General features: G+C 58.4%; 12 protein-coding genes. 9 read left to right on the top strand and 3 right to left on the bottom strand.

Annotated elements, in window-relative coordinates; all coding sequences use genetic code 11:
• Nucleotide 1 precedes the first annotated feature (1 nt).
• The 6 genes from WCA10_RS08120 (at nt 2) to WCA10_RS08095 (ending at nt 5040) form a co-directional block, all read left to right on the top strand.
• The gene (locus WCA10_RS08120) at nt 2–310 is read left to right on the top strand and encodes a hypothetical protein (RefSeq protein ID WP_472822008.1); all 309 of its coding nucleotides are present in this window, start codon (nt 2–4) and stop codon (nt 308–310) included.
• Nucleotides 307–762 (top strand): hypothetical protein, encoded by a 456-nt coding sequence (locus tag WCA10_RS08115; RefSeq protein WP_472822007.1) that lies wholly within the window; start codon nt 307–309, stop codon nt 760–762. The genes WCA10_RS08120 and WCA10_RS08115 overlap by 4 nt, the downstream gene beginning before the upstream one ends.
• A gap of 87 nt (nt 763–849) precedes the next feature.
• Nucleotides 850–1239, top strand: coding sequence for a hypothetical protein (locus WCA10_RS08110; RefSeq protein ID WP_472822006.1), 390 nt, complete (start codon nt 850–852; stop codon nt 1237–1239).
• Between the two features lie 55 nt (nt 1240–1294).
• Nucleotides 1295–2953 carry an ammonium transporter gene (locus tag WCA10_RS08105; RefSeq protein WP_472822005.1) on the top strand — a complete coding sequence of 553 codons (1659 nt, stop codon included), beginning with the start codon at nt 1295–1297 and terminating at the stop codon, nt 2951–2953.
• 160 nt (nt 2954–3113) lie between these two features.
• Nucleotides 3114–3692, top strand: a complete 579-nt coding sequence (locus WCA10_RS08100; RefSeq protein WP_472822004.1) for a hypothetical protein — start codon at nt 3114–3116, stop codon at nt 3690–3692.
• Between the two features lie 7 nt (nt 3693–3699).
• Nucleotides 3700–5040, top strand: coding sequence for a cation:proton antiporter (locus tag WCA10_RS08095; RefSeq protein ID WP_472822003.1), 1341 nt, complete (start codon nt 3700–3702; stop codon nt 5038–5040).
• An 815-nt stretch (nt 5041–5855) separates the two neighbouring features.
• Here the strand turns inward: WCA10_RS08095 and WCA10_RS08090 are convergent.
• The 3 genes from WCA10_RS08090 to WCA10_RS08080 form a co-directional block, all read right to left on the bottom strand.
• Nucleotides 5856–6671, bottom strand: coding sequence for a dienelactone hydrolase family protein (locus tag WCA10_RS08090; protein WP_472822002.1), 816 nt, complete (start codon nt 6669–6671; stop codon nt 5856–5858).
• A 123-nt stretch (nt 6672–6794) separates the two neighbouring features.
• On the bottom strand, nt 6795–7361 hold the full coding sequence (locus WCA10_RS08085; protein ID WP_472822001.1) for a c-type cytochrome: 567 nt from the start codon (nt 7359–7361) through the stop codon (nt 6795–6797).
• 248 nt (nt 7362–7609) lie between these two features.
• Nucleotides 7610–8137, bottom strand: a complete 528-nt coding sequence (locus WCA10_RS08080) for a hypothetical protein (RefSeq protein ID WP_472822000.1) — start codon at nt 8135–8137, stop codon at nt 7610–7612.
• Nucleotides 8138–8355: 218 nt separating this feature from the next.
• Here WCA10_RS08080 and WCA10_RS08075 point away from each other — a divergent pair, with 218 nt between their 5' ends.
• The 3 genes from WCA10_RS08075 to WCA10_RS08065 all read left to right on the top strand — a co-directional run bounded on the left by WCA10_RS08075 (nt 8356) and on the right by WCA10_RS08065 (nt 12776).
• Nucleotides 8356–9087, top strand: coding sequence for a molybdenum cofactor biosynthesis protein (locus WCA10_RS08075; RefSeq protein WP_472821999.1), 732 nt, complete (start codon nt 8356–8358; stop codon nt 9085–9087).
• Nucleotides 9071–10009, top strand: a complete 939-nt coding sequence (locus tag WCA10_RS08070; RefSeq protein ID WP_472821998.1) for a VWA domain-containing protein — start codon at nt 9071–9073, stop codon at nt 10007–10009. The genes WCA10_RS08075 and WCA10_RS08070 overlap by 17 nt, the downstream gene beginning before the upstream one ends.
• A 229-nt stretch (nt 10010–10238) precedes the next feature.
• Complete coding sequence (locus tag WCA10_RS08065) at nt 10239–12776, top strand: ABC transporter permease (RefSeq protein WP_472821997.1); 2538 nt, start codon at nt 10239–10241, stop codon at nt 12774–12776.

The raw sequence follows: 12776 nt of genomic DNA, 5'->3' as shown, positions 1-12776 counted from the left end.
TATGGGCACTAAGGAACTGCTTGTTGAAATGTTGCTTTCGGCATTTTTCGCAGTGGCGTGCTTTCGCGCGCGAGCCGAGTCACCTGGCTTGCATGGCCTTGCTCCGCTAAGACTCTTTGTCTTGGCTGATCGGCTGGAGAGATTGCGCCGCACACGTTGGCAATGGTTTGCCATGGTTCTTCTGCTGGTTCTGGTTCGCTTGCAACTGGGAGCACCCATTGTCGCAGAGCTTACCGCGTTGGCTCAATTCATTGTTTTTCTAGCATTGCCCTCGCAAAAAGCGGCAGCCGAGGCGCGGCGCCATGTATGAAGGAACTGATTGAAGCCGCAGGCTTTCTGCGAAAGGCGCGCAAATGGCTGCGTTACGGAGCGCTGTCGCGGGAGTCGATGCTCCTGCTGAGGTTCCAGTGGAAGGGAGACTCGGTGGAATGCGACTGGTTGATGCGCCCGGTCGATCCATGGGATAGGGACTTGCCTGAGCATGTGGCAAGGGAGAACCAAACGCTGCAGGCCTTGCGCGATGCACTCAAATTACGCGAGGTCGTTTTCGAGTCGTTTCCGGCCGTAATGAACGCCGATTTGCGCATGTTTCGCGCCGATGCAGATCGTCGATTGGAACTGGTGATGACGGGCAACGTGAATCGCTCTAATGAAGTGCTAGAGCGTGTCGCATCGATAGCCATGCGGGCCAGGCTGTGCGGCTTTCGCTTCGTTCGAACCGAGGGTTCGCTGGAAAGCATGACTCCGTTGGGCTGCTCCTGAGTTGAGCTGATCAGGCGGAAGGTTCTGTTTTGTCGGACAGGCGCGAAGCGCGCTTGAGATTTCGAAGTTGATTCAAGGAGGGTGTTAATGGCGGCAACAAAGGCACAAGGCAGGGCGTTCACGCTATTCATGGGGGGGCTGACCGCAGCTACCGCCGGAATCGCATTTTTCTCATCGGGCAGTGGCAAGGCGGCTTTTGTTCTGGGCGCGCTTGTCCTTGCCTTCTCTCTCTTTCGCTTTCTGAAGATCAAGCCGGAAGAGGGCAAGATCGCGCTTGGCGCGCAGCCCGCCCTACTTAAACTCGTTGGCGTGGCTGTGGTCCTACTAGGCTGGGTAACCGTTCTCTTCGGGCTACATCTGACGGCTAGTGTCTCGGGCCGAATGACCACTACGCTGATCGGATTCGCGATCTCGCTGGTGGGCGTTCTTTTCGTTCTGCCCGCGGCAGTCAACAAAAACGCGATCTGGAAACCATAACGGAATCGTCCCCAATCTTCCTCGCGATAATCAACCCACCATGGAGCTGAAATAGATGAGAATTGCTCGCATAGCATCTTGTATTAGCGCACTTGCCTTCGTGCTGACGGTTAGCGCAGGGATCGTGGCTCGCGCGGACGCCCCTCCATCGGCGTCGGCTGCGGAGCTGAAGGATGCCGCCGCAAAGGCACCCGCCACCGCTACGCTCGCGAATGGCGATCCAGGCGGCTCCCTCACCGGCACCGTCAACGACGTACCCGCCGCCGACGCCAAAGTTGGCGTCACACTGGCCGATGTTGCCAACCAGGTCGGCCAGAATAAGATCGGCATCAACTTTACCTGGACCCTGATCACGGGCTTCCTGGTCATGTTCATGCAGGCCGGATTCGCCATGGTCGAGGCGGGCCTGTGTCGCGTGAAAAACGCCAACCACACCTACATGATGAACTTCTTCGTGTACGCGTGCGGGCTTTTTGCATACTGGATTATCGGATTTGCTATCCAGATGGGCGGTGCGGCCGGTAACGGCAATCTGGGTGGCTTGCAACCGCTCGCCACTGAATTCCCAATCACGATATTCGGAACGCATTGGGGCATCTTTGGACAGAATGGCATGTTCCTGGCGGGACATACCTATGATGTGGGCGTCATGGTCATCTTCCTATTCCAGATGGTGTTCATGGATACGGCGCTGACTATCGTGACCGGAGCCGCCGCGGAACGTTGGAAGTTCATGACTTTCGCGGTCTCGTCGGTGCTGATGGGTGCCTTCACCTACCCGCTCTTCGCTAACTGGGCATGGGGCGGCGGCTGGCTCGCGCAGATGGGAACAAATCTCGGACTCGGAAAAGGCTATTGCGACTTTGCCGGTTCCGGTGTGGTGCATGCTGTGGGTGGTCTCACTGCTCTCGCGGTTGCACTGATTATCGGTCCACGTATCGGCAAGTTCAACCGCGACGGGTCTGCCAATGCCATCATCGGCCATGATATCTCCGCCGTTCTTATCGGCTGCTTCATCCTGGCTTTCGGATGGTTCGGCTTCAACCCGGGCAGCACGCTCGGAGCATCGGGAGCCGGTTGCCTACGCATCGGATCGGTTGCAGTCAACACCATGCTGGCCGGCTGCACAGGAACGTTCGGCGCACTGCTCTACATGTGGATCATGAGGGGCAAGCCCGATGCGTCGATGAGCGGCAACGGATTGCTGGCTGGCCTGGTTGCCATCACTGCACCCAGCGGGTTCGTCAACACCACTGGCGCGGCCATCATCGGCTTCGTGGCGGGAGTGCTGGTCTGCTTCAGCGTCGCCTACATTGAAAACCACCTTAAGGTCGATGATCCGGTCGGAGCTATCTCGGTGCACGGAACCTGCGGACTGTGGGGCGTACTTTCCGTGGGGTTGTTCGCCGACGGCACCAGCAATTATGGCGGCTCCTGGAACGGAGTCACAGGTTCCGTTACCGGCCTATTCTACGGCGACGCAAGCCAGTTGGTTGCGCAGTTAGTGGGCATCGCAACGCTTGTCGGCTTTGTATTCACCTTCAGCTTCGTGCTCAATTGGGTTCTGGACATCTTTCTTGGTCAGCGCGTCTCCGCGGCGACCGAGGTTGCCGGTCTCGATCTTCCTGAGATGGGCCAGCTCGGCTATCCAGAGTTCGTCTTCCGTCCGGAGCCCGATTTTCTGCTTGCCGCAGAGCGGGTAGCCGTCGCCTAGATGCCGAACCCCCTTGCCCATTGGCCGCCGGAGATGAGTTCCGGCGGCAATGGCGTACGCGGTTCTCAATTCTGCCGAAACGGAATTCTCCTGGCGCAGCAAGGCAAAGTTCTGCCAAGCCTTGCTGCCCACTTTTTAGATTGACTCTGGAGTTCACCCGATGAAAAAGGTTGCACATCGCGATTTTGCCGAAGAAGAAGAGATGTTCCTTGTTCCACAACCCCAAGCCCCTTTGGCGCTCCCAGCCACGCTTGGTGCTGAGACTTCTCGCATGCTGGAGCGGATGTTCCGCGATCCCCGTGTACTTGAGCCGCACGAGCGTGGCGATCTGATCGCCCAATTGCGGGATGCCGCGGCGTTGGCGCCGCACGTACCCGAGATCAAAGTGCTTTTGGGAATGGCGCTCTGCGTGGACCTGCTAGCGCAAGAAGCGATGGAAGTGATGCGCGAAGCAGCAAAGGCGAATCCCGACTGCTTTATCGCCAGGCTCAAATTTGGCGAATTGCTGATGCGTCTCCGTGTCTGCGATCAGGCAGCGGAACACACACATTGTGCCGCTCAACTCGCATCGAACGCAGTTCAGTCGGAACTGGCTCGCAAGCAGGCAGCGACGATCCGCACTATGCTTAGAGAGGGAATTGAGCGTGGAGGTTATCGCGGGCTCCTGCCCCGTATCCTCCATTATTTCCGCAAATCCAAGCAGCAAAGCAGTGCACCCGTACTAGTTGGTTCCAAGTAGGGAGAGGATGCCCGCAACTCTGCAATTGGCGCTGCTGATCGCCATACTCCTACCAGCAGGGAAGATCGTTGCGTCTATAAGCACGCGCTTCGGCATCCCAGCCATTCTTGGCGAACTGATGGTGGGCGTGGCGGCCGGCCCGGGCTGCTTCAACATCCTCCACATGCGTCTCTTCAGTGGCACCCCGGCAGGGGACGCCTTTCTGCTTCTTGCCCAGATCGGTGGCTTTGTCCTCATGTTCATTGCCGGTCTTGAGACTGACATTGACCGGATGCGCGAAGCAAGCGCTACGGCATTTCTGGTGGCATTCTCCGGCGTCATCTGGCCGTTTTGTCTTGGTGCGGGAGCTGCTCATCTTCTCGGGCTCCCGTGGAACAGTGCATTGTTTCTTGGTGGAGCTCTCACGGCGACAAGCGTTTCGATTTCCGCGCGCACATTGATGGACGCGGGAAAGATGACGTCGCCTGAAGCTTCTGTAATTCTCGGCGCTGCAGTCATCGACGACGTGATGGGTCTGTTCGTCCTGGCATTTCTCGCGGCTTCCTGCAGCAGTACTGGTGCAACTGCGTTTGGTGTGGCGCCTATGCTTTCTTCGTGGCTGCAGCATCATGTAGCGGTGGCAGGCCGGCATCCGCTGATCGTCCAAATGTCACTCATCGCCATCTCTGTTACCGTGTTTTTCGTTGTTGCCTATGGCGCGGCGCAACGCTGGGTCGATCCGCTGATGCGCCTCTTTCGCAAGCTCGATGCCAACGAGGCTGTGACCAGCTGCGTGCTGGCGTTGGTGCTTCTCTTCGCCGTGAGCGCGGAGTGGCTGGGCAGCGTGGCTGGGATAACTGGAGCCTATCTACTGGGATATGTCTTCGCTGGAGCAAAGCTCAAGACGCTGATCGAGCGCACTTTCTACGCCATCGGCCACGGACTTCTGATTCCGCTCTTTTTCGTGTCCATCGGACTTTCGAGCAACTTTCGTGCACTGGGTGGCCACTGGTCGCTGCTCGCTGTCATTTTTGCCGTAGCGGTGGTCAGCAAACTCCTAGGCTGCGGAACTGCGGCCTTGGGAATGGGTATGGGCAAGGTGCCCAGCTTTCGTGTCGGCTGCGGTATGATTTCGCGCGGTGAAGTGGGATTGATCGTCACCGCGATGGGAGCCAGCACTGGCATCTTCAAGGAGCCGGAGGTTGCTGTGATGGTCACCGTGGTCCTGCTGACCACGTTGCTTACGCCGCTCATCATGCGCGGCGCTTTCATGATTAGCTGTCCCCAGGACTTCGAGGAAGAGCGAAGGCCGTCATCGGAGAAATCAGCCCAGTACTCTGATATTGCCGAAATGCAGGCGGAAGGCTGATGGTTTTGTGCTTCATCTGAGCCTCCAGATTTGACCCTAATTCCAAACGCAGTGCAGTCCCAAGATCCGGCCTAAGGCAACTGTGCCCCAGGAGGGCCGCCAAGTGTCGGTCAGTGCTCCTAGATTTGACGAAGGCTATACCTTCGTATAGGTTGCGCGACGTTTTGGCGCTGGATACACTCCGCCTGACATTACTACCATCGGCGCGTCGTCTCTGTCGGATTGAGACAGACGAACGGATCGGTCGCAACAGTGATTTTCAGGCTGATGATCTGGGGCATGTACCTGCATGAAGGCATGTTCTTCACTGGACTGATCGGCTGCGTTTTTGTGGTGCTCATTAATTGGGTTTTCATCTCAAAGAAGGCTTCTCCGATAAAGCAGATTGACTATATCCACTTATCACTTCGAGAACTCCAAAGGCTATGCTCACGGGGAGTGAGACTTGGCCGCACAAACGGCTGGGAGCGATCACGGTCCGTGGCGTCTGGCCCACAGTCCGGCAATGCAATGTGCGTTTCCAAACGCTCACTTCGACTCGTTTGGACTTACGCGGTTGTTGGAGGGAACTAGCTCAATCTGACCGAACCGCCGGATGCGGACCCGCACGTCCGGCGGTGTGGCAGGGGAGCAGAGGTGACTCTCCCCCCTATGCCGATCCGTCGAATCCAACGCTGTATCATTGCGAGCAATTCCATTAGTCGTGCCATTCCGAGCGACACTGAGCGCAGCGAAAGGGGTAGCGAGAAACCCGCAGGTGCCCTTTGTCCACCCGGCACTAGAATCTGGGCAGGAGACTACGAACCCAACTCACTTCACTTCACTTCTTTCAGCAGCTTCACCAACCGCGCAAACCCCTTTTCCCGCGCCGTCTTGTTTGCCGGATTCGTATCCGTCGGGTCCTCACCCGCCCGCATGAATCCATGCCCCGCGCCATCGTAGGTTACCGGTTCATACGTTTTGCCGGCCGCCTTCATTGCCTCGGTCGTTGCTGGAATCGTAGCGCCAATGCGCGCATCGTTCCCCGCATAGAATCCATACACCGGAGCGGTGATCGATTTGACATCCGCTGGCCCCGGCCCATAAAAGACGAATGCCGCGGAAAGATCCTTGCGGTGCGCTGCAAATGCGAATGACTTGCCCCCGCCCCAGCAGAATCCCACCGAGACAATCTTGCCGTTCGCCGCAGGAATCTTCTTCGCGTAATCCGCCGCCGCGTCAAGATCGGCCAACACCTGGTTTGGATCGAGTCCGGAAACGGCCTTGACGGCTGCGTCCCGATCGGGCATCGAGTTCGAATCGCCGCCATTCGGTCCCAGCCCGGAGATCAAATCCGGCGCGACCACGATGAAGCCCTGGGCGGCAAGCTCATCGGCCATTTCCTTGGCCCAGTCGCTCAGGCCGAAGATCTCGTGAATCATAACAATGACAGTTGCCTTGTTCTTTACCTCGGGGTAGACGACAAAGGCCTGCAAGCTGCGGTTGTCGTGCTTGAGGGTCACATACTCATGGTGTCGTGGCGAAGCATCGAGTCGGGCCTTGGCCCAGTCTTGTGCGTAGGTTGTAACGGCAGCTAACAACAGCAAAGCTGCGGCAATAAATCTGGCAATGTGGGGAATCGGTCGCATCATGCGAAGGAGTCTAGCCGCGATCCATAGCTATTCGCAAGCTCCGAGCCTCGTCTTGTCCGTATAGCTGGAGGCAGATGCGACCTGGCGCCAGGAGGACACCACTCAATGCCCGGACATATCCATTCACTTGTCTTTTGTTGGGGCTTTCGTCCCCGCATCTGCGGAAACCGCCGTTCCGGGTTCAATCGCAGCAGTCTTCCAGGCAGCCAGGACTTGTGGCGGCAATTTATCCATGCTGCTCAAAAAGGTAGTCACCTGCCACGCTTCCGATTCCTTGAGACTCGTCTTCCACGCTGGCATTCCACTCAAACGCACCCCGTGCAGGATGATGTAAAAGTTCTGATTCTCCGGCATGTCTGGCGCGTCCTCGACGAATTGGGGCGCTCGTGGATAGAACGAATCGCCGAAGGGAGAGTGCCGGTGAGAGACATCCCCATGGCAGCCCGCGCAATCCGACTGGTAGATTTTCATGCCGGCCAGCAGGTTTTCCTCGGTGGGTTGAATGGGATTCTTCACATCGGGTGCGCGCCGATCCACTGAAGCATCCAGAGCCGGCATAGCAAGATTCGATTCAAGCGAACCTGGCTCAAGGTCGGCGCGTGGGTCGATGAACCCAAAGCGTACATAGCAGTACAGCGCCAAAAAGACCAAAACGACTGCCGTTAGAAATCCGACGAGAAATCTGATCATCCGGGTTCTCCCTTCGCGATACCGCCGGGTCTTCATTGGATGTTGAGGACGAGCGGTCAGTGGCCCCCAGCTCACAGGCGTTGTCAGGCATTTCCGTCTACAAGCGAATAGGTAACTTCATTTTGAAGAGCCTTTCGCACCGTGCGGCCGGGAAATTGCGCTGAAACCGCTGCCATCGGTCGCACCGAGCGAAGAAGTCTAGCCGCGAATCCTGGCTGTTCGCAAGTCCTGGGTTCGGCGGTCCGGACCTAACACTTTGGATGCGGGTTCTTGAAGTCCACTTCGATCGGCATCCAGTCTGAAATGCGCTTGTTGTTCAGTTCGGCATCGCTGGGCTGGTTGGAGAGCGACGACCGCGCAAGCGCCACCGTGAGCTTTACCTTTCCGTGAAGGCAATAGGCCTTCAGGAAGGACGACAGCCCCTTGTCTGCCGCATCCATATACTCCGCCGGAAGGGCGCCCTCCGCGGTAGGAACGTCGACCGGGCCCATGACCATCTGGTTCGACACCGGCCCGTCTTTTTTCACTCCGGAGGTGTCGAATCGCACCACGAGCGTTGCTCGCGTTTCCAACGCCTCAGGATTCGCGGAGTACTTGATGGCCGGAATCGTGACGCCCGACGGATTCGGCTTTGCCGCATTAGTTTCAAACGAGAGATGATACGCAGCCCCCGGCCACTTGGGCTTAACCGGGACCTTGGCTGCATTGTCTCCCTGGTTGCCGCACCCCGTCAAAAAGGCCAATCCCGCCATCGCCAGCATGATGCACTGTCTCAAATCATCCTCCTCGTACCCATCAAACGACGGGCCAGAATAACACCCTAGGGCACGGTCGAATGTGATCGCCATAACTTGGTTTGTGGCCAGCCGTTTCGCCTGGTTTCCCCCGCTTGATGCAAATGCGACCCTTTCCAGAAGCATCGTGACCAATGTTATGGACCACACCGCCCGCACCTTCCTGCGTCTAACACCCAAGGCGGTATTCTTACTCCATCATGCACGTACGCGTTCTCCCTTTCGGCATTCTCAAGGAGTCTCTCGGTTCCGATCCGTTCGCCCTCGACCTTCCTGGCGGGGCGACGGTCGCCGACCTCCTCGCCCGCCTCGGCGTCCACGCACCCGCCGTTGAATCCCTCGGTATAGCCGTCAGCGTCAACGCCGAATACGCCGAACGCGGGCAGGTGCTGCGCGAGAATGATGAAGTCGGCCTGCTTCCGCCCGTCTCCGGCGGCACACCATCAAACGAACCCGCGAAAACCGAAGATTGCGTTCTCATCAGGCTTGTCCGCGAACCCATCGAGGCTGAAGAGCTCGTAGCTGCCGCCAAGCAAGGCGAAGACGGCGCCGTCATCGTCTTCGATGGCATCGTCCGCAACAACTCCTGTGGGCGCAAGACCCTCTACCTCGATTACGAGGCATACGAAGAGATGGCGGTGAAGCAGATGAACGAGTTGGCGCGCGAAGCGATCACCCGCCTCGGCGTGCGCAATGTTGCCATCATCCACCGCCTGGGCCGCCTGCAGGTTGGAGAAACCAGCGTGCTCATCATTGTCGCTTCCTCACATCGCCGACAGGCCTTCGAGGCCAGCCGATGGCTCATCGACACGCTCAAGAAAACCGTGCCCATCTGGAAAAAGGAAACCTTCGTTGACGGCGCAGTGTGGGCCGATGGCGAGCCCTTTCCCCCCGGATACGCCGTGGAGGGCGCTGATGGCCCTGCGGCCTGACCTCAAAATCGTTGTCCCGAGCCTCCTCGCCATCGCCCTCTCACTCGGCCTTGCTCTTCGCCTCGCTGCGCAGGAAGACAAGCCTCTCCGTCTCGATGTCAAACTGGTCAGCCTCTTTGTCAACGTGACCGATAAGACCGGCGCCATCGTCGGCGGCCTCACCAAGGAGGACTTCAAGATCACCGAGGACGGTCGTCCGCAGACCATCCAAGTATTCGAGCGCCAGTCCGAAATGCCGCTCAACCTCACGCTGGCCATCGACACCAGTTCCAGCACGTACAAGGACCGCTATATCGAGCAGCAGGCCGCGAAGAAATTTGTCCGCGCGCTCATCCGGCAACAGGACCAGATGAGCGTCATTGAATTCAATACATACGTGTATCAGCTTACCGACTTTACGAATAAAGTCGCTCTGATCGACCGCGGTCTCGATCGCATGCGTGGCGCCGGCGGCACCGCTCTCTACGACGCTATCTATGCGGGTTCGCAGGCCCTCGGCAAAAAAGGTGGCCGTAAAGTTCTGGTGCTCGTCACAGATGGCGGAGATACGGTAAAGGGATCAACCTACGACGAAGCGCTCGAGCAGGCGCTGCGTAACGAGGTCATGATCTACTCCATCATCGATGTGCCCATTGAGGCCAGCGCGGGCCGCGACCTCGGTGGCGAGCACGCCCTTATCACGCTGGCCGAGCAGACCGGCGGCAAGCACTTCTACGTCGACCAGGGCGGACTCGACAAGGCGTTCGCCAAAGTGAGCGACGACCTGCGCACGCAGTACATGATTGGCTACTACCCGCGCAATCAGGAGCCGGGCAGGGCATTCCATCGCATTGACGTCACCATTCCGCGCGCCGCGACCGAGTCGTTTAACATCCGCCACAAAACTGGCTACTACGCCGAACCGCAGAAGAACAAAGAGTAGCTGGATTCGACACGAAACAAAGCCTGCGCCCGATGGCACAAATTCACCGCGAGATGGGTGGGAAAGCACAGGCCCAGGCTCAATTGCACCGTTCAAATTCGAACAGTTCGTCCCGATTTTGAACGCTCCGCCCACCACATCCCCTGATAAACTCCGGATTCAATGGGGTGCATCGTGGCCTCTAACGTGCAGCTTTCATCGGACATCGTTTTGTGTCCGGAGGTCGTCGATGGCGGTTTTGCTCCAGGATCTGGTCTACGCGTTTCGCCAGTTGCGGAAGACGCCCGGCTTCACCATCACCGTCGTCCTCACCCTCGCTCTCGGCATCGGCGCCAACGCCGCCATCTTCACCCTGGTCAACGCCGTCCTCCTGCGCAACCTCCCCGTCGGCGATCCCAAGACGCTTATTCGCCTAGGCGATACCGACGATTGTTGCGTCAACTCCGGATCCAAGGAGAACGGCGACTACTCGCTCTTCTCCACCGACACCTATCTCCTGATGAAGAAGAATCTCCCCGAGTTTCAGGAACTGGCTGCGATGGAAGCCGGCTTCGATTACCGCCCCCTTACCGCTCGTCGCGAAGACGCGCAGAGCGTCGCGAAATCGATCATGGGCGAGTTTGTCTCCGGCAACTACTTCCGCAACTTTGGCCTTCAACCCGTCGCTGGCCACTTCTTCACCGACGCCGACGGCGCCAAGGGCGCAGCATTTACCGCCGTGATGAGCAACGACACCTGGGCGCACGACTATGCAAGCGATCCGAATATTATCGGCTCTACATTCCGCATCAACACCCAGCCCGTCACCATCATCGGCGTGGCCCCCAAGGGCTACTTTGGCGATCGCCTTACCAGTACACCGCCGAATTTCTATCTGCCCATCGAAAGCATGGGCGTCATCTCCAACGCCCCCTACCTCCACGATCCCGAGGTGGATTGGGTTTACGTGATCGGGCGCGTCAAGCCGGGCGTTGCGCTGCCGGGCTTGCAAGCCAAGATCAGCGCGATGCTTCGCCAGCAATTTTCCACTTTCAAGATGTTCAAGACGGAACGCGGCAAGAAATTCCTCGACCGCACGCATGTCGTCCTGATTCCTGGAGGCGCCGGCATCCAGCAGTTGCAGGACAACGCCAAGTCGCAGCTACACCTGCTCACCTGGATCGCTGCGCTTGTTCTTTTGGTGGCCTGCGCCAACATCGCCAACCTGCAGCTTGTGCGCAGCATGGGCCGCCGCGCGGAAATGTGCGTGCGCACTGCCTTAGGAGCGCAGCGCAGCCGCATTATCCGCCAGTTGCTCACGGAAAGTGTGCTTCTCGCCGGCGTCGGTGGCATCGTGGGTCTGGCTGTGGCATTTCTCGGGGCGCGCATGCTGCTGGCGATGGCTTTTCCAGGCGCGCAGAATGTTCCCATCGATGCAGCTCCCTCCGCTCTCGTCATCCTCTTTGCGTTTGGACTTTCGCTCGTTACCGGCATTCTGTTCGGCGTGGCACCGGCGTGGATTGCGGCCCAGGCGCAGCCGGCAGATGCACTTCGCTCGGGCACACGCACCACCACCGGCGGCGCATCCCTGCTGCAGCGCGCGCTCGTCATTCTCCAGGCGTCGTTATCGCTTGTACTCCTTGTCGGCGCGGGCCTCTTTGCGCAGAGCCTCAACAAGCTTGAAAGCTACGACATGCATCTCGACGCGAAGAACCGCTACATCATTCACATGAATCCCCAGGCGGCGGGCTATGCCACCACCCAGGTTGAAGCGCTTTATCGCAGCATTGAGGACCAGTTTCACGCGTTACCCGGCGTTGTCAAAGTTGGCATTTCCACCTACACGCCGATGGAAGACAACAACTGGGGTACGAGTGTCCAGATTCAGGGCGAGCCCGATCCCAACAAGGGTGCGTCGTTTGTCAAAGGCAATGCCGAGTACTTCGATTCTGTGGGCACCCACGTTTTAATGGGGCGTGGATTTAAGCCTCAGGATCTGCTCGCGGCCCCGCCTGTCGCGGTCGTCAACCAGCAATTCGTAAAGACCTTCTTTAAGCCCGGCGAGAATCCCATAGGCCATCGCCTGGGTTCGCCGGGTCCTGAGGGGCAGGGAAAGTACGAGATCGTGGGTGTGGTTGAAGACACAACCTACACCGCGGTGCAGTGGAAAGACCACGCGATGTTTTTCGTTCCCATCACGCAGCGCCCCGCGAATGCGAAAGAGCCGATCACCGAGGACATCTCCCTCTACGCCGGCGCCATCATCATCCAGACCGACCGCCCCATCAACAACATGGAGAAGCTCGCCCAGCGCACGCTTTCCGGGATCAATTCGAACCTCACCATCGTGAAGTTCCAGACCTTCGACCAGCAGATCGCCGACCGCTTCAACGACGACCGCATGATCGCGCGGCTCACATCGCTCTTTGGTGCTCTTGCCCTGCTGCTCGCCACCATCGGCCTCTACGGTGTCACGTCCTATACCGTTGTTCGCCGCACGCCGGAGATCGGAATCCGCATGGCGCTGGGTGCGGAACGGATCCGCGTGATCGGCATGGTGATGCGGGGAGCCATGATGCAGGCAGTGATCGGGTTGGCCATTGGCGCACCGATCGCCATCCTGTGCGTCCGCTACATCAAGTCGCAGCTCTATGAAATCACCCGTGTCGATACCGGCGTGATGGTGGGAGCCATCTGTATTTTGATTGCAGCGGCTGCTGTTGCCGGAATGATTCCGGCGCGACGAGCTGCCTCCATCAATCCAGTGAAAGCGCTACGGGTGGAATAA

The sequence above is a fragment of the Occallatibacter sp. genome (genome assembly GCF_049582745.1).
Taxonomy (GTDB): Bacteria; Acidobacteriota; Terriglobia; order Terriglobales; family Acidobacteriaceae; genus Telmatobacter.
Note: the sequence above shows the minus strand (reverse complement) of the source record. Positions and strands in the feature narration are given on the sequence as shown.